This window comes from Acetobacter malorum (genome assembly GCF_001580615.1).
Lineage (GTDB): Bacteria > Pseudomonadota > Alphaproteobacteria > Acetobacterales > Acetobacteraceae > Acetobacter > Acetobacter malorum.
Map to the genome: position 1 here is coordinate 165,639 of NZ_LHZC01000053.1, position 25,111 is coordinate 190,749.

Here is a 25,111-nt window from a genome sequence, read left to right on the forward strand (position 1 = left end):
ATTATATGAATTGCGGTGCATTCACTGCCCTTAGCTCAGTTGGATAGAGCAACAGCCTTCTAAGCTGTGGGTCGCTGGTTCAAGTCCAGCAGGGCAGGCCACCTCTCACATTTGACGACCGGCACATTAAGATGCCCGAAAGATCAATTTTGCGGTTTACGGCCATTCGTTTTCTTTGTAGGTTTTGGTATTCCTTTGCATAGCAAAGGATAATCACCACTGCTCTTAGCTCAGCAGGATAGAGCAACGGCTTCCTAAGCCGTGGGTCACAGGTTCGAATCCTGTAGAGCAGGCCAACTTTCACAGCGTTTTGGGTTATGACGCATTTTGTCAGAAATGATTTGATCGCATAATGCAGAGACAGTCCTATGTCCCACCCCTCTTTTATGGAACAACGCCAGAACTCCTCTCTAATCAGATAAGAGAAGCATTAGCTGGCGGATCTCCAGACCAAAAACGAACGGACTTCAATGAGTTTCGGCGGCGGATGATGGAGGAAGTCTGCTCCTTCCCACCCACCAAAATGCCGTTACCAAAGCCATCCTCTGAACGAACGAGAGCGTCATTCTCAGCCATGACCAGGTGGATGGGAAAGATGATCAAGGCTGATACCGACAAGTGTAAGTTTTTGGACTTCATGATCGCAAAAGCGGTCGAAAAATGCGGGAATAAGCTTTTCTATCACAACTATCAACACATGATGGATGTGGTGATTAATTCCACCATTCTCACATGCATGTGGATCTCAGAGGGGCGACTGGGAGACTATGGCGCCAACGCCTCAGATGTCTTGCTCTCAATGGCTCTGGCCGCAGCCTTCCATGATACCGTCATGGAACACAGGTCCGCACCAGGACAATCAGAAGAACTGTCCGCACAATTCCTGAGAGAGACATACTCACTGTACCTGTGCCTGCGCCCCGATCTTGCCGCAAATAGGTTCTGCGCCGATCCGGTCGAAGTCGCTTACGGCCTGATCTCTTACACAGTCCCTAATATCCGGACTGAATTGCGCTCGCGCCTGGACGCCTTCCCGCTCCCCGTTTCGGATCAGGACAGTCGCCATCGACTTTCCTTGCAACTCGGAGCCATCCTCGCTGACGCTGACGTCATGGAATCCCTCTGCTTACCTTTTAAGAACGCCGTGGGGATCACCCGTAGGGTCAAAAAGGAGCTTTGGGACCATAATATTGACGCTGAACTGACGCTGAGGGGCTTCTACTCCAGCGTCACCCCGGAAGGGTTTATCTCTGAGCCGGGGCAGCACCTTCAGGAAATCTTCCGATACAACAGAGATCTATGCGTGAAACGCGATCTCATGCCCTATTCCTGACGGCCGCCCCCTGGCAATCGGGCCGAGCCAGGCCCGGTGTTCGCCCAATATGTGTTGCGCCGTATTCTGATAGATTTCAACTTGCCAGCATCTCGCAAGTCACACAGATGCTGGTGGATGATAAAATCCGCGTCATTTCCGGTAATTCCTAGAGATCTACCGAGTTCGGCAATATATTTTTCTGTAACTGGGAGTTTTTCTTCAAACTCCTTGAAGAGGCGACCCTCGAACTCTTTTCTGAGTTTCTCATTGTTTTTTAGAACTGATAACAATTTGAAGCATTCCACCGAACGATGTTGGTTTGTCTTTGAAAAAGTCTAGGTCTGGGCTTTCTTTTCTGAGAGTGCGCTCTAGAGAGTCCCAGTTCCTGGCCAGTTCTGGCCACGGGTCCGGAGCCTTGGCCATACGTAATTCCAGCTTATCCCTCCACTCAGGAATAAGGTCGAGGAGAAGGACGCAGCGCCTGAAATCAGAAGCGTCGGATGGGACAGCCAGACGGATATCCGGGATCTCCGACAGCATGTTGAAGAGGAATTTAGAAGAGCTTCCCTTCTCGCCAAACTCAAGCCACCAGTTTTTGCGCGATGTGAGGCCGGGCTCTCTTTCCCCCTGGAAATATGCGTCTCGGTCGGCTCGATCCTCCGAGAGAGTCCTCCCCTCGCCTAGCAGCACATTGTTCGTCTTGCATTTAGGGCACCGAATGGCCTTCATTCGGTCAAGTGCCACGCTAATCTCAACGTGCATTATACTCCATGCCTGGAACCTTACGTGACACTGTTCACGGCCGCATCGGAAATTATCGATCTGGATGCGCGGCACATCTGCTGGCTCCAAGCGGATTAAAGCCTTGGCAGATCCAGACGAAAAATTAGCAGTTCCCCGCGCCATGAAGTTCTCAGACCTTAATTGAAATTGGCTAATGAGCAGATGAGAGGTTATCTTTCTGCATCATGAATTGTTTTGGCGAGGCACACAACCATGCATAGGGCATGCATATTTATCCTTGCGAGCATCTTTGCGATGGTGCCAGTCACCGCCCTTGCGGCTACTCAACAAGAAGAACAGGCTCGCGCAGTCTACGCTGAACAGCAGTCTGTAAAAAATCTTCTTCAGATCGTAGCTCTCTCGGGCTATCTGGCGGGTGCGGAATCTCACTGCAATCTCCGACGATCCCTAACCATCAAAGCCTGCATGTCTCTGGTAGCCTCGCGCTGGTCCGATATTAGCGGCCCGCGCCTGACACACCCTGAAGATGCCACTGACCTCGCCAAAACTGCATGGGAAAAATCTTTGGATGATGGGCAGCGCACTATAACCAGTCAGAAAGCCTGTCCTGATATTGAGGAAAATGCAAATAAGCTGGAAATTCTCTCGCTGTGCAAATCAGTGCGCCAGCAAGCCGGGGAGCAACAGCAAACCACTCCACCAACTTCACAGCTCCCACACCAAGAGGAGGACACATCAGACCAGGGCAATCACGTCATAAATGAGGAGATGTCCATCCAATAGTCTTCCAACTGACTACTTTCGGAGTTTCTTCTCGTTTGGGTCAAACCCGAACTGACGGCACAACAGACTGGCCACCGTAGACCCGCAACAGATCCTGTCCTCAACGATTGACCCTCTTGCCCTCCGGCTTGTCGGCCGCGCAGATGCCACCACACCCCACAGAAGGCTCTCCGCTGTTTTATAGAATTTCACACCATCTGCTGCTACTGCGTCGACAGTGAGCTGCGTGTACGTCTCACGGCCTGACATCTGAAGCCAGTCCTGCAATTCCACACTCAAAACTACTGATACGTATGAAAATCTGGCAGCACAGTCCTCGGGTGAAGAGGTCTCCATAAGCCAGTGCCTTTTTTTACCAGACCAACGCCTCTGCACCAGAGCGCCTGTCAGCCGGTCATGGAGAATATGCGCTTCATCACGATCTGAGAAAGACGGCAAACCCGGAGCGCCAGCATGCGGCCATGAGACATCTGCGTCACAGTGCATGCTGGTGTTCATTTACAAGCATTCCAGGCATCAATAGCTTCCTGTCGGGTTTCCCTGACTGGACCCTCGGCCATGCACTTCTCGTTCAAACACATTACGAACAACCACGTCGCGTCTGTTGACACCGCCGTGTGATTTCCACGGGAGAAAGGACATGAGGCATCGATAGTGCCGCCCTTCTCGACAGCGTCCGCCTTGATAACACGCTCTTTGGCGGTCCCTCTGCGTTTCCGATTGCTGGTCATTTGAAATGCCTTAAATGAATTTATCCTTTGTATATAAAGAATATAATCACAACTTACAATGCTACCTTCCTCTTGACAGTCTTCTGGAAGCCCAACTCCGTTTCCTGCCGCATCTGTCATATTCTTCAGATAGCGAACTGAGGCCTACCCCCTTCCGCTTTGTTTGTTTTGGCCCTTGCTGCTCATCAATATCCTGATGCCCCCCATCGATATCCACAGTCACAGCTTCAAGGACTGGCCAGGCGCAGAAAATTGCGGACACGACTGTTTGTGCGTCTCTGCTGACCCCGGAGGTCGCGGGAAACTCGCCCGAAAGAGACTCAGACCCTCCGTAAACCTCAGGCTTTGTCCCAAGACAACCAATAAAGCCGGCACTGTTGAGTTCATAGACGTGATTTTGCCTTGCAATCGTGGCGTGAACGTCAGCAGATGAGAGCATGAGAAGCCTTATGATCGGCGTTTCCGCCTCATCATCATCGTCTTCAACACTGCGCCCCATAACAAATTTGACAGGCCCACAGGCACGTTCTTCTGCCCTGAACCAGGCCTCGCAGTCCGGATATTCACTTTGATTGCTCAGCCTGCGGGACAGACATACTTTTATCCTAACCTTCATTGTTCCCCTCTATTCCTTGTCCATGGCAGGTGGCATTTTACATCACAAGGTTAGTTTAGACAGTTTCTATTGAGAAGGACTTTCCTGATCGTTACTCTTTGACCATGAGCATAGAGACCAAAGAAACCAACGGTTCTCGCAGATTCACCATCTACCTGGACCAGAACAACCAGATCGACAGCGCCATCATACGGTGCATAGAAAAACTCGGCGAAGATATTGGCGTTCAGTCAATCTTACGCCGGGCGCTTATCGTTGGGATTGAAGCTCTCTCTGTCGGGGATGCTCCCATCCTTGCCAGTGACATCATGGCAGAAGCGGCTCAGACGATCAGCGATATGCACCGTAGCCTCGGCCTAGGCGAAAGGTCGGCACGGAAAAACCGCAGGCGGCGCAGCGTATCGGATGTCATTGCTGGCGCGCGGAGCCATGCGTTGGTTTCCCCGGAAACTCCGCCACAAGCTCCCTCATTCCCCTCCCCTGATCATGGCGAACAGGACTTGCTTCCCTCCGCCACAGACGAAGATGCCGGTATAAGCGGTGATACTGCTCCTTTACCCGCCGCTAATGGAGTGGATACGCATCATACGGCAATCTCTCGCCCCCATACCACTGGCGATAAAGAGGGACCGGTGGCACAGCCTGCCGCTCCCCCTCAGGAGCCTGACCTGGACAACGCAGAGCCTACCCCTCCCGTGACCGGAGTGGCAGCCTTAGAAGCTTCTGATCACGGAGAGGGTGCAGAAGAGGTTGGGCCTGATCCTGTAGTCGAACAGTCCGCCCCCACAGAAGCTCAGGCCTTCCAGGAGCCTGACACCAGCAATCCCTTTGAAGAGGATGAAGAAGGCGAGGCCGCGGCGCGCCAGTCTCTGGATGAGATAAAGCAAGCCGGAGGCGAAGGCACCCCGCTGAACGAGGAACCCCGACCCGAAACCGAGGCCCTGAGAGAAGAGGTGGCGGAGAGCATTACCCCCATGCCCGTGGACCAGCCCCACTCTCAGCGTGATGACGCCTCACAGCCCTCAGAAGCTACTGGCGAAGAGGACGAAGAGGGGCGCGAAGAAACCTCTGCAGTCTCCGAAGCCCATACGCCCACTCAGAGCGGGACGCCAACGCTCGCGCCTGGGATCGAGGCAATTCTGAGAAGGCATAACCCTCAGAGAAATCCCCCCTCCGAGCCAGAGCAGGAAGAGGAAGATATGGGCGCTCCGCCTGGGGACCGCACGACCATTCACTCAATCCAGACGCCCACTGATCAGGAGTGAGTAGCAGCCCCGACGTAGAGGACCGCTCCGCAGAAACGAAACGAGAACCACCATGACTGCAGCACGCTTACCACTTCGGCTAATAAGGCCTTCCTGGCATAATATAGCACTTCTCCCTGCGGCCCTGTTCATGGCTGCCATCGTGACTGCACTACCTGCTTTCGCGGACGAAAGCACTATGGGTGGCGCAATCGGTCATTTCGCTGGGAATGTCAACGGCCCTGGCTGGAAGCTCCTTATGGCCTTGTGCCTGGTATCAGGACTTGCCTGCATCTACAAGGGACTGAAACTGATCATCATGGTGGGTGATGGGCGCTCCCACCACGTCATCAGCTACGCACCTCCTGCCGCGATGCTTGTGGTCGGCGCGCTCTTGGCGGCCTTCCCCGATACAGTCAATTCCGGTATTGGCTCTCTTTTCGGCGCTTATACTGGCTATCACGGGGCAACATTTGGCAGCTTTGGCGAGCCTTCAGATTGTCTTGATACGAGTAGTGCACTCACCTGCGTAGCCAAGAACGTCAAAGAAAATCTTGTCCCTGTCTTTATTCAGGCTTCAGGCGTCATCGGATGCCTGCTTGGGGGGTTCTATCTCTACACAACATTGATGGGCGTGGCACATGAAGTTGGGGCGGGCCGCCCCATGTCACGCGGCGTTGCCACGAAAGTTATCGTCTCCATCATGATGATAAATATTCCCCTCCTCATGCTCTTCAGCGCCAGAACCTTAGGCCTCAGCGATAGCGTCATGGGTGAGAACGGTTTCAATGGCGGTTCCGACATGCTGTCCTATACAGGATCCAGCAATATTTCTGTCGTGCAGAGCTATTCAGAACTGATCACCTATATTTTCGCAATCCTTGCCATGTTTGGTGTTGCGGCGTTCTGGAAGGGTCTGTTCCTGCTAAAAGACGTCGCGGACGAGCGGGCGCGGACCGGAATTGGAACGGCCTTTACTCATATGATCGGCGGGATATGCCTGGCCAACATGAAATGGCTCGGTGGAATCGCCACGCTGACGTTCCTCGGTAAAAACCTATTCAGGTGAATAGATATCTCCCTTGAGATTTAACGGAGGCGTTCGTTAAACTTCTATAGCGCATGCCTACGCAACCATAGGAAAATTCAAGAGGGGGGAGACAGAAAATGTCCGAGTTACTGAAGCTTAAGGAAGAACTGGCGGAGAATGAGCGCCAGAGACGAGCTACTCTGGAAAAGATTGCCGCGGTCGAAAGAGAGAGGGCCTGCACCCTCGGAGAGGCGCTCATTTCATTGTCGGAGAAAGGCGATCCGCGATGGAAAATTCTCATTGGGGAGATCGCATCCTCCCCCGCTATGAGAAAGCGTCGATCCGAAGCTTTCAAAGACGAAATGCTTGCCTTTGAAAAATCAAAAAGTGCGGCGACAGAGGGCAATGTCACTCCCACTGAATCAGAGCTCGCTCCCCATTAATAAGGGGGTTGTGGTTTGATACTGTCGCCGAGCCAAAAGCTCCGCTTAGCCCCGCCCCTCTGAGCAAGGGGGGGCGGTCCACAGAATGACGGCCCCCTCCGTGACACTATCAACGAAGGGGACGCAAGACTCATTCTTTGGTATCAGCCTTGATACGGCCACCCATCGAAATGCCCATCTGGCAATCACGATTGAGATTGTTGCCAATTACGCGATCAGCAAGCAGGCATAGGAAAATCGTAAACGCGAGCGGCCCGACAAAGCCCTTTAGCGCCACGAATAACCCCAGAAATACATCTTCGTGAGCACCAGCCAGATAAACGTGATCCAGAAACATTGCCGATATCATAACTGCGATAACGAATGTACAGATCATTACAATAAGTCGGCCACAAAATCTCGCCAGATCCAGGCCAGCAAGTCCGACGTTTTTGGCTATTGCTGCAGCCAGTTCGCGCGACGAACTCGTAGGGGACAGAGGTGATTGATCCATCACTGAGTGTATCCTTGGTATTTTGATTACTAACCTTACCATAACGGACACAAGCCAAGACTGCCAAATTAATCAGAAAAGCTGCATGGTCCTTTGCGTATTCCATGGATAAAGTGACCATTGAATTATCAATGCCGGCGAGCAAGGAATAGCTACATGACACACAGCGGCATCTTTGAAACAACAGAACAGCTTAAGGCTGCGTATCCTCTTTCTTTCAGGGGATATGGAGACACTGTCACTCCGGATGGTAAGATAATCCCGGAAGGACATGTTCAGCCCCTGGCTCCTGGGGATCCGAAGCCGCTTTACTGGAGAATGTCATTCATTCTTCCCGACAATACGGAAATCAACTCGCTTCCGTCCCAAATGGATGTCGACGGGTATATGGATCTGAACGGATGCACTTCTCTGAAGAAGTTACCGGATGAGCTGAAGGTCGGCATAGACCTATACCTCTCTGGCTGCAAATCGCTCACTGCACTCCCCCCTCGCTTGATCGTTGACCGTAATCTCGATTTGTCTGGATGCTCGTCCTTGCGGGCACTTACGGACACACTTTCTCTATGCGGCTACCTTGACCTCTCAGGTTGCCGTTCACTGTCTTCTCTACCTGCCTTGCTGCTAGTAAGAGAGGACCTTGGCCTTCAAGATTGTTCGGCCCTCAAAGAGTTGCCACGTGATCTGTTCGTCGGGGGGCAACTGATCCTGACCGGGTGTGAAGGAATCAAGATCCCTCAGGAAGTTATCGAAAGGATGGATGGTCGGATCGTGTATCCCTCCACCTATGATGTCATCCCCAAGAAAGAACCAGTTTCCCTTGAACCAGGTCCTAACGCCTGAAACAAATCCACATCCCCATAGAACCGTAATTCTTTGCTCCAGTCATTCTGGAGCAGTGAGAAATTCTCCTTCAAGGGATAAATGCGCATGCAATCAATCGACGCCGAGATCCATAAGGAAGGCCATAGTCACTCCGAACCTCTCTTTTTTTTACAGGGGAGTCACGCTTATCCACGGGACAGAGGTATCAGCGAAATTGCCGATAACACCTCTATTATCTCTTCGGCTTCTCTGCGCATTTCCAATCTGAGCAAACTCTCACGTATCGGGAATAACCTTAGGATCGATGGTGGAGGACTATTCGCTGTCAACTGCCCAAACCTCCGCACTGTCGGCTCGAATTTACACGTCGAAGGTAATGTTAACTTCGCCCGTTGCTCTTCCCTTCAAAGTTTGTCCGGGAATATCTTTGTCGGGCAGGAGTTAGACCTAAGCAGATGCATAAGTCTGTCTGATCTGGGAACAAAATTACGCGTAGGAGGAAACCTATTCCTTGTTGAATGTGCGGCCCTGCCATCCCTGCCGCCCTTCACGCATGTCGCATCATCACTGTATCTGGATGACTGCACGAGCCTCACCGAGTTGCCCCAGAACCTTCAGATCGAAGGTTCTCTACATGCAAGCAACTGCCGGATGCTCAAAGCGCTCCCATCGGGCATGCAGATTGCAAATTCGATATATATTAATGAATGCAGTGTCCTCGCTGAAATTCCAGAAGGCTTAGTCGTTCACGGCGCTTTATCTGCCCGCTGGTGCGCTTCTTTGGGATCAGTCGGAGAGGGATTCCGATGCGCCGATTATGCAGATTTTACCGGGTGTGAGCAGCTCGCGACCCTGCCTTCAATGATGGAAATCGGAGGGGACTTAGACGTCTCGAACTGTAGTAGCCTGGAGAGCCTGCCGGCTGGCGTCAAAATCGGTGGCGACCTTCGCATGCGTGAATGTGAGAGCCTATCGGGCCTGCCTGACGACATATCTGTCGCGAGATCAGTGGATCTTACGGATTGTGTTGGGATCGCGCGCTTGCCTAAACCCTTTTCTAGCGTGCACGGATCTCTCGTGCTTGAGGGAATGACCGGGCTTGAGGTGCTCCCAGAAGGACTAACTGTAGGGAAAGATCAGTTTAATCGCGGGCTGAGCATGTCTGGTTGCTGTGGCGTCAGAGAGATACCCCGAGGCGTCACAGTCGCCGGGAGAATGGATCTGTCAGGCTGTGTTGGCATCCGCGAACTCCCGGATGATCTCGACGTAGCACAGTCTCTTAACATCAGGGACTGTGATGACATTCGCATCCCACGCACTCTTCTCAACAGAATGGGTGAACGCATCCAGCTCCCCTGCATCTATGAAGTGATTGACCCGTCATGATCACCCTGAAAAGTCAGACACGGAAATTCCGTTCTCTCTCCGATTTCCGGAAATATGCGCGATCATCCTTCAAACCCGATGGTAGCATAGTCCATCCCGATGATATTGAACTGGAGCAGCTCCCTCCTTATCTTGCGGCCGGAGGGGATGTCATTCTGGACGGCTCCGTGAACCTGGCTATCACCCCAGAAGGTCTTAATGCCCGTGGAGATCTATATCTGAGGGAATGCACCAAGCTGACGCGCGTTGCTCCCAACACCACAGTGACCGGCTCAGTCTATCTTGATCGATGCCCCAGTCTGCTGAGAATATCAGGACCACTCTCTGTCGGAAAAAACCTGTCGGCCCCATCGTGCGTAAGCTTAAGAGAACTTCCTGATGGGCTGCGCGTCCCAGGGTGGGCAAACCTGAGTGGATGCCAATCTCTCCAGAGCCTACCTAATGGTATGCGCGTTGGACAGTGGATGGACCTCACTGATTGCTCACAACTGCGTATCCTTCCGGAACATCTTTACGTGCGCGGGTGGCTGAGTTTGGCGAACTGCTCGCAACTCAAAGCCATCCCTCCCGGCGTATCTGCCGCGTGGACTATCGACCTCTCTGGATGCACCTCTCTGGAACACCTTTCTGATGACATGATCGTGGGCGAGAGTCTGATCATGCACGGCTGTACCAGCTTGAAATCCCTGCCAGCAGGCCTGATCGTCCGAAAGACCCTCGACCTGTCCGAGTGTACCGAGCTGGGCGCCCTTCCTGCAGATCTTCTGGTTGCTGACAACATCAAGCTGAAGGGATGCAATGGCATCCGCATCCCGAAGGCGCTTATTGAAAAAATGGGCGACAGGATCGAATATCCCGACAACTACGAGATTGTGGATCAGCCATCTCTAAGTTCAGCGCCAGAGGCGGCCTGATCGCTCATCTTCCAGTGAAAAATCTATTTGGGAGAAGCCCAACTACCACGCCGACAATCCCAATGAAGCCGTAGACAATATCCAGGTATCGCAGTCCCATTGCGACCAGAAAAAAAGAGAATACCAGGATCGCCGCTGTGCTATCAGTCTCGTGTGTCTGGCTCATGTAAATCCTTGGCGTGCTTTGAGGTTTCTCAGCCCCCGTTATTGACGCGGCGGATAGCTCTGTCCAGTGCAATCCGCGGTGAGCGCGGATCTTGCGCGATATTCTCCCCGTCCCCATTCACCACAACATATCGACTCTCAAAAGAGCCTCCGACCTTGGCTACGCTGTGCTTCTGCACGGCCCAGCCGTTTGTGATCATAGCGTCCAGTCGCCGGCTGTCATTCATCCTTTGACCTTTCTTAATCCCAGCATCAGTGGGTGGAAGCCGTTCTGTTTTTGGTTCCAGGCATGGTTATGAGGTAACGCTTTATGCCGCAAGAAAGGCAAAACGTCATGACAAAATACACCTACATGCTGGCTGATGAAGTGATCGAAGCGTTCAATGAACGCAGTCGTCGCGATAGCCTGGGGATAGAGGCGCGACTGGAAGAGTCCGATGACTGCACCACAGATGATCAGATCGGCTTTACGGAAAACGAAACAGGCCTCGAACTGCCTCTCCATATCCAGATTGATTCTCGGGAGCTAATCGTCGTCAACGAACACTATAATTCGGCAGGTTCTTTCGAGGCTATCAGCTACGAAAAAACATTTGGACCCTCTACACCTCCAGGCGTCGTTTCAGACCACCTTGTGACCAAGCTACAGGGGCTTGAACCTGTTCGGCGGCCGGACACACCCTCAAACGAACCCTGATCTTGCTGTTCTTTAACATTTCCCCCGCCCTGATGGACGGGGGGCAAGGCGGGCTGGTCGAAATTAATCCATCAGGGAATTAAGATGAGAATGGCGGGCATCCATCTTTGCGCCATGCATTTCCGCCTTAACTTCTTGCGGGATATCTGGCAGGGCATAAGACTTTCGGGTTTCAAGGAACGACGCTTTAGCGTCTTCATCCGTCCGCCTCCCCTTCCCGACAAATCTCGTGCGAATGTCCGCTCTGAAATTTTCCTGGATTTCGACAAGGATCGGATTGCCTGTCACGTCGTAACGACAACCAAACCCATGGCAACTCGGGCACGTGAAGAACTCGACTTGCGACTTCCCCTTTTGGAAACAGGCTAAGTTCCCAGATCCTCCACAAAGGGTGCAGATCATTTGACGTTTTTCCTCATGTTGGAAGAGGGTGCGTTGAACGGTGGAGGTGGTGCGAAATACGAGAAATGCGTCGGAACCCATGAAGCGCCGAAAACCACCCACTCTCCGCGCGCTGTGGACCACCCCCCTGCCTTAACCGGTGGCGGCCGGCGCGGCCCGATAAGAGGCCAATTCATGCAACAGACCGCCAGCACTTTGTTATTGCGAGGAGCCAGTTCTATAGGCTGCCAAGCGGCATAATCGGCAGCCATCAAAGCTACTTCGGCCAGACGATCTGTATTCAGAACGCGCCCATCGCCAAGGAAGAACTCCCGCATGAGGGCCTGGCGGACAGCTTCTTTTCTGGGGTCAACACCCGAAGCCAGGTCTACAAGCTCCGCATCGCATTCCGGAACTTCTTCAAACCTACCGTCAAAAAACTCAGATTTGAGCCTTGTCCAGACAGATCCGTCGTGAACATCTTCGTAAGTCACGCATTCTGACATATCGCAGTCCCCCGCAATCTGCAGGCGACCTATGGTGATGATGCGATAGAGTGTCCCGCGCTTTTTGTGTCGGTAAAGCATATCAACAAGTCTCCCCTATACCGATCTCGCCACAGACAGGAATTCTTCCGACCCACAAGAGACTCTTGGCCAATTCTTCATCGGATGTGGGTTGAGGGATTGCGTCCATATCTCTCAAAATCCTTCAAACGTGAGATAGATGGGCAAGAGCCTGCCTGGAAAGCTCGGCGATACTACTTCCAAGAACCTGATCGGCATACGCTGCATATTCTTTGATCTGGCTTACCAGTATTCCCTGAAGCTCTTCAGCGCTTTTGTCGCGCCCATAGGTAACTGCCACGTTCTTCTCGAACTGAGCCTTGTTGGCCCTGATTTTTAACATATGGGCCAGAATACGTGCTTCCGGCAGGTCATTGTCACCTTCATAGCCAAAAATCAGCAGACAACACCCCAAACCTGTCCCAAGGAAATCCCCGATAAACGGTTTGGTTTGAGGGTGATCTGAAACATACGCCGCTTCCAGAAGAATGGCTCCACAGACAATATGTCCGTCACGCATTGTCTGGAGAGGGCAGTTGGTCACTTTGCGATCAATTCCTAGCGCAAAGGCCATGGCGCACAAGGATACCCTGCAGCACACTCCACAGCCGTTACAGGCATCACCGTATGATGGTTTTGGCAGGACACCAACATCACTAGGCCTCACAATTTTGGTCATGTGCCTGCCAGTTCAGAAGTGCCGAGACAATTGTCGATCTCTTCCTGAGCAGTGCCGATCATTCCTTCCATTTCGGAAACTGTAAGTGATGACCACTCACAACCATGATCTCGCATAGCGATAGCCTTCGCCAAAGCTTTCGTGGCCGCATCAAGGCTTTCTATGAGGCTATCTTCACGCTCAGTCGATGCTTCTATTAAGCCTTCGAGGCCAGCAATAGTCTTTTCGGCCTCCGACTTGGCGACAACCTCTTCAATCCGATCCCCTTTGACCTGATAATGTGGGACATCATCAATCTCTACAGGAACCCATTTCGGACAATTACTGTTCCGCGCTTCTCGCATAACCCCTAAAATGATCAGCCCCGAACCATGGGGTTCAATTCCCGAAGGCTTATTTTCAGCCACGTTATTAATCCTTACTTCACTTTATCCTTGATTATAGCATCGTTATTTTTTTGTCGCCAGAAACCTTTCACCCATAATTACGCGTCATCTCATTGTTTCTGGCACTAGCCTCGTACACCCTGGGAGCTCCTTATTCGCCACTTTCACTTTTAAACAGGCACTCACAGGAAGAGCCTGATCAGAAAAGCGACGGTTCTGCGGACGGCGAACGTTAAGGAGTCAACCTGCGCTACCCGTATTGAGTTGCATGCGGATTGAGATCCCATTGCTGAACCAGCGAGTAACAAGACCTGCACACTGACAATCCCCCATTCCCGGCCTCACGCCATCCGATGAGGAGAAGGGAACCTGATTTGTGCGCTCGCTTAGCCCACTGGGGCAGTGGCCGAGCCTGTCTTACCAGTGGGCGATTGGCATAGACATCAGGCCTGAAGTATCCCGCCCTCAATTCGCATGGTCGTGTGCCAGGTGCGTGCATTAATCTGCTGTGACGGGTTTCGCCCGAACGATGCCACCTTGCTTCCCGGCATCACCTTTAATCAGTCCGGCGAACACCTCAATAGCGACCTCGTTATCGATCTTCAGTCGCGGGTTTTGAGCCGAAGCAGGGCTGCTGCAGGTCACTCGTAAGTGTTGGATACCATGCTCTGCGGTTCGCAGTGCAGAATTCCTCCCTGGCACCAGCACATCATTGGACAACGAATGGACCCCATTACCCCAGTGCTTCATATCAGAACCACCGGACTGGTCTTTATGGCGCATTTGGCAGGCGGAACGACAGGCTTCGAAAAGCGATAAATCAGACGGGCGCGCTGCTTCAAAAGTGCACGCCAAGCGCTCTGCCCACTCTCTATGCTTCAAAAGTGCACACTAACGGTGCCGAGGGATTCGCCAGGCGAACAGAATCGAACCTGGCTCACGCACTCCGCCGTGCCCGGTGCTCTTCTCCACACTGCCAGCGTGATATTTAGCAGCACAAGCCGTGACCTTTTGAAGCGGACCGAAATAAGAAAGTGACGGAAACCTTAGATTTTTCAGCTTTTTCCCGTGATATCTTGCAGCACAAACTAATATATATATTTCAAATATCTTCCCTAGTATCTTCCTGCTTCAAAAGTGCACGGCGACGAACCTAGGATTGTTTGCTAACTCCATATTCACTGGTTGTAGGGAAGTTGAATGGGACTGATACACGACATCCTGGAGGAAAAGGGGCGACAGGCTGCTCTGAACCTTGATTTCCCCCGGCAAGAGATTGAAGCGGCATCCTCCTATATGTCTGACGAAGATCAGAGGATAGGCTTTCTCTATTCTGGCTGGTGTCAGGCTGCACTGCCTCACAGAAGGCTTGCTGACGATTCAAAGGGCTGGCAAATAGACAGCGATCACGTCTGTCTTATTATTCAGCCAGGGATGAGACGTGGCCCAACAGGCAATCCAATCCATGTGGGCGTCCCTTATGGCAGTAGGGCGCGTCTGATACTGCTTTATATGCAATCAGAAGCGATCCGCACCAATTGCAGGGATATCGAACTGGGAAAGAGCCTGCGCTCTTGGATGAAGCGTATGAGCATACCCATTGGTGGAAAAAATCTCGAATCTGTAAGAGAACAAGCTGAGAGGCTGTCCAGATGCCAGCTTTCATTTGAAGTTGTGAATGGCCGAACTCGCGGCATTACCAGCCAAAAAATAATGGAAAGCTCGCTTTTCCTAGAGCCAGATCCAAATATTGATACGGTCAACGACGTCTTCATGTTGAGAGCTCGCCTTTCGACGGAATTTTTTGAAGGGCTTAAGAAGCATCCGGTTCCGTTCAGGGAGGCAGCCATCCGGGCGTTGAGCAATAACAGCATGGCGTTGGATATTTATAGCTGGCTGGCTTACAGACTTCACTCACTCGACAAGCCCACTCCGATCACATGGAAGGCCCTGAAATCGCAGTTTGGCACGGCTTATAGCCAAATGAACAATTTCAGAGGTCGCTTTCTGCCCAATCTGAAGCTGGCCCTGGCGGCGTATCCTGAAGCGCACGTTACAGAAACCGATGGCAAGGTAGGAATGACGCTCCATCCGTCCCCTCCGCCTGTGCGTCGTCAGATCTATGCTCTGAAATGACTAAGCAGATGCTGCATAACATCACACCTTTTGCCGATCCGGACCCTTGAAAATACTCTTTTACTTCAATGGAATAGGCCTTTTTTTGGCCGAAAGCTGCCGATCTTGTTTGCCGATGTCGCTTTCCGCTTAGACATACGGCACAGTTGCGTGCACTTTTGAAGCAACCCAACACAGACGGGCGCCAAATGGCTGCAATGCTTCAAAAGTTCACGCTTCATTAACGGGGCCTCAGGCCTCATTGAAAGATTTTGGCACTCAGCGTGCACTTTTGCAGCGATGACAGTAATTGCTTCAAAAGTGCATACTCCCAATCAAACCGCCTCTAGGTAAGCGCTTCAGACTGCTTCAAAAGTTCACGGTCGCCGACGATGGAGGCATCTTAATGCACTGCCCGCTTGCCATCTATTGACGGCATCTGAGGATTGGCAGGCCTCAAAGCTTCAATTGCCTCAAAAATGAGATCTTTTGAAGCACCAAAACTTTCGGCGAGGGAAAACGGAAGTTCATCCTCATGTGCGCGAACAAACTCTACACCTTCTGATACAAATTTTAGCACGTCACTGAGCGTCTCCATGTCTATGGGATCAACAATTTCATCTGAAGGAGGCTTCTGACCGGTGTAAATGAGATGCTGCGACTTAGCTGAGAAGATCTGCGTTATGAACAGGATCGACATTTCACTGTCATGGAGCAATTCGTCCATTTTGCCCTGAGTGCTTTCAGACATCCTAGAGTGCGCCTGTACAAGCATCTGTTCGCTTTTAAGCAGGCTCAGCGCGAAGGCCGCCATTGTTGGCGATGGGAACCTCACAGCGGTGGAGAACCTAAATTCAAGATCATCCAGGACGTCGTTGACTGTCTTGGCTAACTGCTCACCTGAAGGTCGCACGGATCCCTTGTCGATAATCACCCGGCAGCCTGAAAGATCGCTAATTCTGCTCCTCAATCGAACCTGTTCCGGACCGTCCTCAGAGCCTAAATCCAGAGGCAATCTCTCAAATTCAGGGATAGAAGGCTTTCCTGACATTTCTTTTTTCGCCTTTGAGAACTGTTAAATCATTCACTCACCCGATAGAGAAGAAAGGATAGCGAGATAATCGTCTCACAGGATAACGTCGGTCTATCCGCCCCCTGTGTTCGAAGCCCCTCATTTCACCTTACCCCTCTGCATGGCCCTTCTAAAACAATTAAGCCTTGTTTGCTTAAACGCCCTGTATCGAAGGAGTGCTTCAAAAGTGCACACTCAGGCCAGCACTCTTAGTGACAGTCCAGCCGTTCAATGAGTTGAGGAATGCTGGGGTTTTTCGCTCTTGCTTTCTCAATTATGGCCACGAGGATAGCCTTTGTTTCATCGACTTTTTCTACAAATTCATCCGGCCACTTGATTGAAAACTTTCGCGTAAGCGACACGCAGCAGGCAACGTATTTCAGCATATCGACCAACCTATCCATACTGACTGGATCTACATCCTCATCTGATGGAATGGAGAACTTGCTGAGGAAAACCGATAGAGACTTTCCTTTAAAGAGACGCGCCACTGACAGGGACTCTTTCAAAGTGTCGGCCAGAAGAGAATCCATTCCGCCCTTCAAGCGCTCTGACCTTACACTCCCTCTCATATTCCTGAGCATCTGCTTTATTGCATCCAGATTGAGATAGAACTCAAGAAGATCGGAGGGGGGCATGCGGACCACAGCATTGGATTTCTGTAGAGCCTGATCATTCTGCGCTTTCTTAACGGACTTCAAAAAGAGATCATCAGGTATCTCTGGCAGTCTTGCCATATCTGGGATAGCCCTTGCCGGCGAACCCACATTAATCGCTGAGATTGCCCCGTGCTGACGCTTCTGGGATTCCTTTTCCAATGTCATTATGCCTTACACTCGCTCCAAAAAATATCGCCGGTCTGGTATCTTTAAAACCATAAGAACATTCCCTGTCGAACAGGCAGGGAATGCGAGGCCCCCCTGCCGCTCAGTGCCTTGCAGGGTCAACATTGATAAGGTGAATCACCAACCGACTCTTAATCCTTCCAAGAGCACGCGGTCATGGATAATTCAAGCCTATTCGTAGCTTTCCCCGCGCGCCTTACGGTAAGCTGCTTCCGCCCACCTCATGCAGTGTTGCGCGTTGACCACCTCGATGCTCTGCAGCGCTCTTCCGTCACGGCCCACTCTCTCCTGGAGAGTGGCATCCAGGCACATCGTGATGGCTTGCGCCATGAGGTCTGCGCACAAAAGAACATTGCCACCTGCTCTTTCGCATCTTTCCTGGAACTCATTACGCGCGGCGAGGACCTCCGGAATGGCGGTGAGCCGTTCGCGCATTGTCCTTTTCCCAACTAGCGATTTCTCTGGAGGCTCTTCATTAAACAGGGTGACCTTCTTCACTCCACTCCCCTTCCATAAAAAACGGCCCTTTCGGGCCGCCGTGTTCTGTTGGTTGTTTGGTGTGCCAGATCACTGGCAGGACAGGCACTCTTCATAGTCTGTAGCTGCCGGGGGTGGGGCGGCTCTCGGACTGCCTCCTGACAGATCCATTTCCACCTTCTGCGCCAGATTGCTTACTGCGTCAGCTCTCTGGATGGAGAGGGAGCGGCAATAATAAAGCGATTTCAGCCCCTTTTTCCATGCCATGTGATGGATCTGATGCAGGTCACGCTTATGGACATCGGCAGGGAGAAACAGGTTCACTGACTGAGCCTGGCACACGAGTTCAGCGCGATCTGCGGCATGTTCCACTACCCATCTCTGATCAAGCTCAAAGGCCGTCTTGAAGACATCCTTCTCGTGTTGAGTCAGGAAGTCCAGATCCTGAACACTCCCTTTGTTCAGGGTGATATGAGACCACACCTCGTCAGTATCCTTCCCCCGCTCCTGAAGAAGCTTATGCAGGTGCCGGTTACGGACTGTGAAGGAGCCGGAGAGTGTCTTCTGGAGGAAGACGTTCGCACTTATAGGCTCGATACCGGGGCTGGCATTGCCAGCAATGATGGAGATGGAGGCTGTAGGTGCGATGGCCATTTTATGCGAAAAGCGTTCATGGAAGCCAAAATCAGCCGCATCAGGGCATGGTCCACGCAAATCAGCCAGCTTGCGGGAAGCTTCATCGGCCTGCTGTCGGATATGCTTGAAAATCTTGCGGTTCCAGACTTTCGCCATCACCCCTTCAAAAGGAATTTTGTTGGCCTGCAAGAAGCTGTGGAAGCCCATTACGCCAAGTCCCACCGAGCGCTCGCGGGAGGCAGCGTAGGCTGCTTTGCTCATTTCCGGCGGCGCTCTGTCGATAAAGTCCTGCAGAACATTATCCAGGAACAGCATAACGTCTTCAATGAACTGCGGGTTGTCTTTCCATTGCTCCCAGGTCTCAAGGTTCAGAGAAGAGAGGCAACAAACTGCTGTGCGGTCTTTCCCGTGGTGGTCAATTCCGGTCGGCAGCGTGATCTCGGCGCACAGGTTCGAGGTTTTTACCTCAAGTCCTGCCATTTTATGATGCTCTGGCCGTGCGTTGTTCACATGATCCGAATATACAATGTAAGGCTCACCCTGCTCCATCCGTGCCGTGAGAATACGTATCCAGAGACTTCTGGCGGAAACCTTGCGCACAATGGTCTTATCTTTAGGGGAAAGCAGCGCCCATTCTTCATCCTTCTCCACTGCTCTCATGAACGCGTCAGACACGAGGACGCCATGGTGCAAATTCAGGGCCTTGCGGTTTGGGTCGCCTCCTGTTGGGCGGCGCAACTCACAAAACTCTTCGACTTCTGGATGCCACACCGGCAGATACACTGCCGCTGATCCACGGCGCAGGGACCCTTGGCTAATCGCGAGGGTCAGGCTGTCCATCACACGAATGAAGGGGATAACGCCGGAGGTCTTGCCGTTCCGGCCAATATTCTCACCGATTGAACGGAGGTTGCCCCAGTATGATCCGATCCCGCCCCCCTTGCTGGCCAGCCAGACATTCTCGTTCCACAGACCAACAATCCCCTCAAGACTGTCTTCGGCTTCGTTAAGGAAGCAGGAAATAGGCAGACCGCGGGTCGTGCCGCCGTTGGAAAGAATAGGCGTTGCAGGCATGAACCAGTGCTGGCTCATATAGTCATAGATACGTTGCGCGTGTCCGGCATCTGCCCCGTAATAAGAGGCTACGCGCCCAAAGAGGTCCTGATAGGATTCATCTGGCAGCAGGTAGCGATGATCGAGAGTGCTTTTACCGAATGGCGTAAGAAGACTATCCCTGCCCCTGTCCACTTCGACAGCATGGTGTCCTGGCACCTGAACAATATCACGAGAAATAGGGTCCGACTCGACAAGGAAAGATCCGCCCTCCGGGGCATTGTCGACGCCGTTCTGATCCGTTCCGCTCTCTGAAAGGCTCACGGTTTCCATCCTTTTTTCATCCGGTCTCTCCATCTCGACAGAGCGCAAAAACCCGCTTCGACTTGCATCGAAGTTTTCAATAAAGCGCGGCAATGTCTTGTTATTCGTGGAGAAGGATACCCTATAGGCATGCAAGGGAAAGGTTAAAATTGCGCATCAAGGAATTTATTTTTGCTGTCGTATGCATGAACAGTTCGGTATCACAAGATTAAAGTGTTTCTGTACAAGGTGTTACGTGATGGCTCGGACTGGATGGCACGACGGTCTTTCAATTTCTAAGGACTTTTTCACTCGTACGGGTGCTGAAGGGGTCACTCTTGATAAGAGCGCCCTAATCCTCGGATTGGATAATGAAGACCCCCAGAAGATGCGGCGACTGGCTTTGTGGCGATCCCTTGCGGATAATGGCGTCACCTTCGATATCCCGGAGATGGTCGCCAGGAGAATGCAGGAATACGTTGAATCTCCTGTTCCCGACCACGCTGCAGAGCGGCGTATGGACCCGCAGTCCGCCCTGTTTACCGTTTTCGTCGAAGCCTGCATGGAACGCGAGATGGATCTCGCCGAAATGAGGATCGCCGCGGGCTTACCAGACCCAGCTCGTTTCCGCAGATGGATGAAGCAGGTGTCTGAAGGCGTCACGTTGCGCATCCCAGAAGAGACGCGCGTGGCCATGTCAGAATGGATTGTCGCGAAAAACATCCATGCTCCGGAAGGCGTTTTGGTTCGGAAAGAAATGGTCGGGATGCATGAAATGCTGGCCGCCACCGGCTCAGTTCCTAAAGTGCAACCCGTTGCAGTTCCCGTCCCGGATATCGCGCCAGGCCCCATGCCCTCCGATGCGCCAGACCTCTCTTCATCGGACCTTCAGGCGTCAAGCCATATATCAGACAACCCTTCTCTTGAAGCTGAGGAGGTCACTCCCTCACCGATCTTTTTGACTGCTGCCGAACTGCAGGAACCACCCTCTCCAGACGAAGGGTCTCAGTTCCAACTAACTCTTGGCTTTTAACAGGCAGGTCTACTCAGCGTTGAACTCAATCGCATCAGGTGGCCGTAGCACATAAGACGGCTTTATGGGTGTCATTTGAGATAGATCTTCGTTCTGTCTCTGTATTGTGTCAGTGGCGTCCGGCAGTCCCATTTTGGTTCTGAACCATTTTTCTGCCATGGAAAGAGCGTCTTCCATGTGATTTGTAACCCCACTTCTGATTAAAGAATCAGGAGATGAGAGTCTTTCTGCCATTTTCAGAGAAACAAACACCAGCACAGACAGGATAATTAAGAACCTAAAGACCCCGATACCACCCTGCTTGTTCGCGCGCTTATGGCCGCCCGAGTGTCGGTTTCTTTTAGTGTTCACTCTGGCGGTCATTTATCGCCCCGTCTCAATACGTGATCTCAGCATCAATGGCGTCTTCATTGAAAATTCCAGTTACTTGAGGACACATACCATCACGAACGAGACGTTCGTGCGTAGAAGAGACCACTCCCTCCGGAGCAAGCTTTATATCTTTTGGAACAGCGATATCAGAGTGTGCTTCTGACACTTTGCGTTTGGGTTCTGTGATTTGGGTGATTGGCCTGCGCACCTCTTTCCGTGAAGATAGGATGCTGCTAACCACCACGCCTTCAAACGATGGGACGGGCGCCTGTTGAGGCCGTGCCCCTTGGTAAGGCTCTTCCCACCCCCTTACCGGATGACTGAAGTAACGTCTCATTTCGAGCGCTCTCCAGTCTTACGGGTGTGGATACCCGCATCAACCCCCACTGCTTTCAGCGCTCTGGTGAATACATTTCTGTTGATCTCGCGCACTTCATCCCGCTGTTTAGCGGCATATGCCACTTCAGCCTCATGCAAATCGACCAGTGCATAGGTCCGGCCAGTCGGGCGGCGTACCCGGCCTGCCATCTTAGCCCTGACATAGCGAATGGCAGACGGAAAGCTCATCCCGTATCGGACCTCAACAATGTAGAGCGTCACGAGTGCGCCAACCATTAACAGAGAGGTCTCCAGTCGAAAGATTGGCATTAAAGGAGGAAGAAGGAAAAAAGATACACGCGCGTCAAGCTTCCACACGCGCGGGCTTCTGAACGTCTCCCTCCATAGGGGCATAGCCATTACTCCAAAAAAAACATGATCGCTCTGAGAGACGAAGTGGGCCAAGATTATCAATCAAAGCACTGCATCACAAGGACAACACCTAAAGCGAGGGAGAAAGAGGCCACATTAGCCTTAAACAAGTGCCGTCCCGTCACTATCATTGCACTGAGTTGGCAAGGATTATGCTTTGGGGGACAGATGAATGTCTCAGATAGACCGCGTCTTTATCGCTGAAAAGCCCAATATGGCGGCGGACATCGCTTCTGCTATCGGGGTCCTGACGGGCCACACCCCGAAGAAAAGCAGCGCCGAGGGTTGCTGGCTAGTCGGTGAAGACAGGGTGGCATGGCTTTATGGCCACTGCTACGACTCAGCTCCTCCCGAGCAATATAATCCCATCTGGAAGAACCGGGGACTGGAAAACCTCCCCATAGTCGTGAAGATGGCCGAGTGGCAGATTAATATAAATCGCCCGCCGCCGCCCAAGGATGGACGGCCACCGCTCAACTATGAAGCTACAGTCAGAAAGGTTGCTAGTTTGTGCCGACAGGCACGGACTATAGTCGGGGCTGGTGATGCCGAGCGCGAAGGTCAACTGCTCGTCGACGAACTGCTCAAGAAGCAAGGCTTTGATCCCTGGGGGTCAAATGTACTCAGGTTGTGGTGTTCATCCCTATCCCAAAAAGATCTCATTTCATCACTCCAGTCGATGAAGCCCAACAAAGATTACTATCTCATCTACCTTGAAGCGCTGTGCAGGCAGATTGCTGACTGGTTATACGGCCTTAACGAGTCACGCCTCTATACAGATCTGGCTAAGCGACAGGGATTTGACATCAATATCCGCAATGGTCGCGTGATGACACCTATCCTTGGCCTGGTGGTAAGGAGGGATATTGAGAGGGCAAATTTCAGACCGATAAGGTATTTTGGAGTCACCGCCAGATTTCAGCACCAAAATGGCCAATTCACCGTAAAATGGCTTCCATCAAAAGCATCACCTTATCTGGCCGAGAGCGGGCGCGTTCTTGATGCGAAGATCCCCCAGCAGATCCTTGAAAAAATATCGGGTCGTGAGGGAAAGATCGCCACGTATCAGAAGGTTCGAAAGAAGACACCTCAGCCCCTGCCATTTAGCCTCGCTAAATTGCAAATTCTCTGCTCCAGGCGCTTTCAAATGTCTGCTGATGAGACGCTTTCGGTTGCAATAAAACTTTATGACAATCTAAAAATTGCTACATACCCAAGGTCATCCAGCCAGCACTTCAGGCATGCCATGGCGGCCGATGTGGTGCCTGAAGCGCTCACAGCCCTCCGTGGCCTCACAGCATTCAAGGGGGCAGCAGACAGTGCAGATTTCGCCATAAGATCCCCTGCCTGGAATGACGCCAAGGTCAGCGATCACCATGGTATCATTCCAACCGGGAATATTACGAATGAGATTTACAATTCTCTGGCCCCAGACGAGAAAAAGGTTTTCGATGTCATAGCCCAACGGTTTCTCTGCCAGTTTTACCCTCCCGCAGAGCATGATGCCACCTCGCTCACAGTTCTCTGTGAAGGAGAGACATTCTCCGGGAATGGGTCTGTGCCAGTCTCCCCTGGGTGGAAGGTCCTGGCAGGGGCGGAAGATGATGCAGATGAGGATGAGGATGGAGGAGATAAGGATACGAGTATTTTCCCACCTATGACCTCAGGGGACGTCGTAACTGGAGTATCTGGCACCCCCACATCTGGTGAAACAAAAAAGCCCGCAGAATTCACAGACGCCACCCTTCTGGAGGCATGCCTCTCCCCTCACCTTCACGAGCCTGATGCGGCCCTCAAAAAGAAGCTGAAAGACGGAGGTTACATCATTGGCACAGAAGCTACACGAGCTGCAATTTTCCTCAAGTTATTGGGCATGGTTAAGGTCGGGGATAAAACCAAAGTCGTGGATGAAAACCCCTATATGCAGCGAAGCGCAAAGGGAAAGATAACATCCACAGAGCTTGGCCGATCTCTGATCTGCTCTTACCCTCAGGAAGAATACAGCCTCGGCATGACCGCTTTATGGGAAGCGGCTCTCGGAGCCATTCGCAAAGGTCAAATCCAGCCCCAAGTCTTCCTAGACAAGCTGATGGAGACTATCAGGAAGCGCATTTCCGAAGCCCCCAACATCAGGATGAACCTTAAGGGCCTGCATGTTATTCAGCCACTTCCTGGGGCAGGTGAAAAATGTCCCGAATGTCACTCGGGAACGCTGATAACCCGCGAGTATGTCCCAACAGGGAAACGCACCCCAGAGCGCTATCTGACATGCAGCCTTCGGAAAAAAGAGGGGGGATGTAATTTTGTAAAATGGCCCGATAAGCCCAAGACGGCCCCCATCGCGGGCGACGGCGAAAAATGTCCCAAGTGTAAGCAAGGTCATCTTGTGACGTGCGAAATTCATAAAGCCGGACCTAATAAGGGCAAGAATTTCCTCGCATGCTCTGTGAGAGAATGTGACTTTACGCGCTGGCCCGAAATACCTCCGCTTCCAGGTACGGGCCAACCGTGCCCGGTATGCAAAAAGGGTCTGGTCGTCACACGTGAAAGAAAACGGAGAGAAGGGGAGCGCACTTCTGCCGACCGTCGCTTCCAATGCTGCTCAATCAGAGAGTGCAAATTCGTCAAGTCCCAGGACAAACCCGGAAGGAAATGAGAAACACATGCCTTACAAGCGACATCTTCCCATCACTCCCACTCAACTCGCAACTTTCTTGGCCTTAAAGCGCTCTCAATCTACCAAGGCTGAGGGCGAAGGCGTCACCGTTCAGGAGATCAGAGGGCGTCTTTTAGCCCCGAAACCCCCATACGCGTATACCCTTGCCGCTCTTAGAGGGCTGGAGAAAAAATCACTTGCTATGAATGAAGAGGATGAAGAAACCGGCCTCAGTTTATGGTTCTCATGGTCTATTCCTGACGCCGTTTAAACCTTGAGCCTTTCGAACTCGACCCGCTGCTATCCATATTTTTATCTTTGCTATTTCAATTTTGTCGTTCTAAAACCCTGCCATCAACAATCTAGGTTAACATTAATCCTTCGCTTAGAATGCCCTCGGC

At 52.0% G+C, this 25,111-nt stretch carries 26 protein-coding genes and 2 tRNA genes; 16 read left to right on the plus strand and 12 right to left on the minus strand.

All coding sequences use genetic code 11. From position 1 onward, the window contains the following. The first annotated feature begins 24 nt into the window (after nt 1-24). From AD930_RS11575 to AD930_RS11585, 3 genes are all read left to right on the plus strand, one after another. Nucleotides 25-101 (plus strand) — tRNA-Arg (locus tag AD930_RS11575). A 118-nt stretch (nt 102-219) separates the two neighbouring features. Continuing rightward, nucleotides 220-296: transfer RNA gene (locus AD930_RS11580), tRNA-Arg, on the plus strand. Nucleotides 297-595: 299 nt separating this feature from the next. Further along, a complete protein-coding gene (locus AD930_RS11585) occupies nt 596-1,333 on the plus strand; it encodes a hypothetical protein (protein WP_156477027.1) in 738 nt (245 codons plus the stop codon). Between the two features lie 246 nt (nt 1,334-1,579). On the opposite strand, the gene AD930_RS11590 is transcribed toward AD930_RS11585, so the two are convergent. Beyond that, nucleotides 1,580-2,077 carry a hypothetical protein gene (locus tag AD930_RS11590; RefSeq protein WP_156477029.1) on the minus strand — a complete coding sequence of 166 codons (498 nt, stop codon included), beginning with the start codon at nt 2,075-2,077 and terminating at the stop codon, nt 1,580-1,582. Between the two features lie 276 nt (nt 2,078-2,353). Between AD930_RS11590 and AD930_RS11595 the strand changes: the two genes are divergently transcribed. Next, nucleotides 2,354-2,842: a hypothetical protein gene (locus AD930_RS11595; RefSeq protein WP_156477031.1), complete on the plus strand. Its 489-nt coding sequence runs from the start codon at nt 2,354-2,356 to the stop codon at nt 2,840-2,842. A gap of 792 nt (nt 2,843-3,634) precedes the next feature. Here AD930_RS11595 and AD930_RS11610 read toward each other — a convergent pair. Beyond that, the gene (locus AD930_RS11610; RefSeq protein ID WP_156477033.1) at nt 3,635-4,189 is read right to left on the minus strand and encodes a hypothetical protein; all 555 of its coding nucleotides are present in this window, start codon (nt 4,187-4,189) and stop codon (nt 3,635-3,637) included. Nucleotides 4,190-4,293: 104 nt separating this feature from the next. Here AD930_RS11610 and AD930_RS11615 point away from each other — a divergent pair, with 104 nt between their 5' ends. The 3 genes from AD930_RS11615 to AD930_RS11625 all read left to right on the plus strand — a co-directional run bounded on the left by AD930_RS11615 (nt 4,294) and on the right by AD930_RS11625 (nt 6,906). After that, a complete protein-coding gene (locus tag AD930_RS11615; RefSeq protein WP_061506389.1) occupies nt 4,294-5,454 on the plus strand; it encodes a hypothetical protein in 1,161 nt (386 codons plus the stop codon). A gap of 130 nt (nt 5,455-5,584) precedes the next feature. Beyond that, nucleotides 5,585-6,502, plus strand: a complete 918-nt coding sequence (locus tag AD930_RS11620) for a hypothetical protein (protein ID WP_061506390.1) — start codon at nt 5,585-5,587, stop codon at nt 6,500-6,502. Nucleotides 6,503-6,600: 98 nt separating this feature from the next. Beyond that, nucleotides 6,601-6,906, plus strand: a complete 306-nt coding sequence (locus AD930_RS11625; RefSeq protein ID WP_061506391.1) for a hypothetical protein — start codon at nt 6,601-6,603, stop codon at nt 6,904-6,906. A gap of 130 nt (nt 6,907-7,036) precedes the next feature. On the opposite strand, the gene AD930_RS11630 is transcribed toward AD930_RS11625, so the two are convergent. Then, nucleotides 7,037-7,399, minus strand: coding sequence for a hypothetical protein (locus AD930_RS11630; protein WP_061506392.1), 363 nt, complete (start codon nt 7,397-7,399; stop codon nt 7,037-7,039). Nucleotides 7,400-7,555: 156 nt separating this feature from the next. On the opposite strand from AD930_RS11630, the gene AD930_RS11635 reads away from it, so the two are divergent. The 3 genes from AD930_RS11635 to AD930_RS17890 all read left to right on the plus strand — a co-directional run bounded on the left by AD930_RS11635 (nt 7,556) and on the right by AD930_RS17890 (nt 10,524). Next, nucleotides 7,556-8,242: a hypothetical protein gene (locus AD930_RS11635; protein ID WP_061506393.1), complete on the plus strand. Its 687-nt coding sequence runs from the start codon at nt 7,556-7,558 to the stop codon at nt 8,240-8,242. 87 nt (nt 8,243-8,329) lie between these two features. Next, nucleotides 8,330-9,610: a hypothetical protein gene (locus AD930_RS11640; protein ID WP_061506394.1), complete on the plus strand. Its 1,281-nt coding sequence runs from the start codon at nt 8,330-8,332 to the stop codon at nt 9,608-9,610. Beyond that, nucleotides 9,607-10,524, plus strand: a complete 918-nt coding sequence (locus tag AD930_RS17890) for a hypothetical protein (RefSeq protein ID WP_156477036.1) — start codon at nt 9,607-9,609, stop codon at nt 10,522-10,524. Before AD930_RS11640 ends, AD930_RS17890 begins: the two co-directional genes overlap by 4 nt. Before the next feature lie 194 nt (nt 10,525-10,718). On the opposite strand, the gene AD930_RS11650 is transcribed toward AD930_RS17890, so the two are convergent. Next, entirely contained in the window at nt 10,719-10,916 is a 198-nt protein-coding gene (locus AD930_RS11650) for a hypothetical protein (protein WP_061506396.1), read from the minus strand. 107 nt (nt 10,917-11,023) lie between these two features. On the opposite strand from AD930_RS11650, the gene AD930_RS11655 reads away from it, so the two are divergent. Beyond that, complete coding sequence (locus tag AD930_RS11655; protein WP_061506397.1) at nt 11,024-11,386, plus strand: hypothetical protein; 363 nt, start codon at nt 11,024-11,026, stop codon at nt 11,384-11,386. A gap of 90 nt (nt 11,387-11,476) precedes the next feature. Then, nucleotides 11,477-11,755 carry a hypothetical protein gene (locus AD930_RS17895; RefSeq protein WP_156477038.1) on the plus strand — a complete coding sequence of 93 codons (279 nt, stop codon included), beginning with the start codon at nt 11,477-11,479 and terminating at the stop codon, nt 11,753-11,755. 29 nt (nt 11,756-11,784) lie between these two features. On the opposite strand, the gene AD930_RS18195 is transcribed toward AD930_RS17895, so the two are convergent. The 3 genes from AD930_RS18195 to AD930_RS11675 form a co-directional block, all read right to left on the minus strand. Beyond that, nucleotides 11,785-12,354, minus strand: a complete 570-nt coding sequence (locus tag AD930_RS18195) for a hypothetical protein (RefSeq protein ID WP_061506399.1) — start codon at nt 12,352-12,354, stop codon at nt 11,785-11,787. A 124-nt stretch (nt 12,355-12,478) separates the two neighbouring features. After that, entirely contained in the window at nt 12,479-13,012 is a 534-nt protein-coding gene (locus AD930_RS11670) for a hypothetical protein (RefSeq protein ID WP_156477040.1), read from the minus strand. Next, nucleotides 13,009-13,419 (minus strand): hypothetical protein, encoded by a 411-nt coding sequence (locus AD930_RS11675; RefSeq protein ID WP_061506401.1) that lies wholly within the window; start codon nt 13,417-13,419, stop codon nt 13,009-13,011. The genes AD930_RS11670 and AD930_RS11675 overlap by 4 nt, the downstream gene beginning before the upstream one ends. 1,179 nt (nt 13,420-14,598) lie before the next feature. On the opposite strand from AD930_RS11675, the gene AD930_RS11685 reads away from it, so the two are divergent. After that, nucleotides 14,599-15,534, plus strand: coding sequence for a replication protein RepA (locus tag AD930_RS11685; RefSeq protein ID WP_061506403.1), 936 nt, complete (start codon nt 14,599-14,601; stop codon nt 15,532-15,534). A 382-nt stretch (nt 15,535-15,916) separates the two neighbouring features. Here AD930_RS11685 and AD930_RS11690 read toward each other — a convergent pair whose 3' ends face one another. From AD930_RS11690 to AD930_RS11705, 4 genes are all read right to left on the minus strand, one after another. Next, nucleotides 15,917-16,564, minus strand: a complete 648-nt coding sequence (locus AD930_RS11690) for a hypothetical protein (protein ID WP_156477043.1) — start codon at nt 16,562-16,564, stop codon at nt 15,917-15,919. Nucleotides 16,565-16,794: 230 nt separating this feature from the next. Further along, on the minus strand, nt 16,795-17,403 hold the full coding sequence (locus AD930_RS11695; protein WP_156477045.1) for a hypothetical protein: 609 nt from the start codon (nt 17,401-17,403) through the stop codon (nt 16,795-16,797). Nucleotides 17,404-17,601: 198 nt separating this feature from the next. Further along, nucleotides 17,602-17,928, minus strand: coding sequence for a hypothetical protein (locus tag AD930_RS11700; protein ID WP_061506406.1), 327 nt, complete (start codon nt 17,926-17,928; stop codon nt 17,602-17,604). A 69-nt stretch (nt 17,929-17,997) separates the two neighbouring features. Next, nucleotides 17,998-19,920, minus strand: a complete 1,923-nt coding sequence (locus AD930_RS11705) for a ribonucleoside-diphosphate reductase subunit alpha (protein ID WP_244150569.1) — start codon at nt 19,918-19,920, stop codon at nt 17,998-18,000. A gap of 238 nt (nt 19,921-20,158) precedes the next feature. Here AD930_RS11705 and AD930_RS11710 point away from each other — a divergent pair, with 238 nt between their 5' ends. After that, the gene (locus tag AD930_RS11710; protein WP_061506407.1) at nt 20,159-20,932 is read left to right on the plus strand and encodes a hypothetical protein; all 774 of its coding nucleotides are present in this window, start codon (nt 20,159-20,161) and stop codon (nt 20,930-20,932) included. Between the two features lie 705 nt (nt 20,933-21,637). On the opposite strand, the gene icmT is transcribed toward AD930_RS11710, so the two are convergent. Next, entirely contained in the window at nt 21,638-22,042 is a 405-nt protein-coding gene (gene icmT, locus AD930_RS11720) for an IcmT/TraK family protein (RefSeq protein ID WP_061506409.1), read from the minus strand. Nucleotides 22,043-22,226: 184 nt separating this feature from the next. Here icmT and AD930_RS11725 point away from each other — a divergent pair, with 184 nt between their 5' ends. Both AD930_RS11725 and AD930_RS11730 read left to right on the plus strand, forming a co-directional pair. Next, entirely contained in the window at nt 22,227-24,710 is a 2,484-nt protein-coding gene (locus AD930_RS11725; RefSeq protein ID WP_061506410.1) for a DNA topoisomerase, read from the plus strand. Between the two features lie 7 nt (nt 24,711-24,717). Further along, a complete protein-coding gene (locus AD930_RS11730; RefSeq protein ID WP_061506411.1) occupies nt 24,718-24,981 on the plus strand; it encodes a hypothetical protein in 264 nt (87 codons plus the stop codon). Nucleotides 24,982-25,111 lie beyond the last annotated feature (130 nt).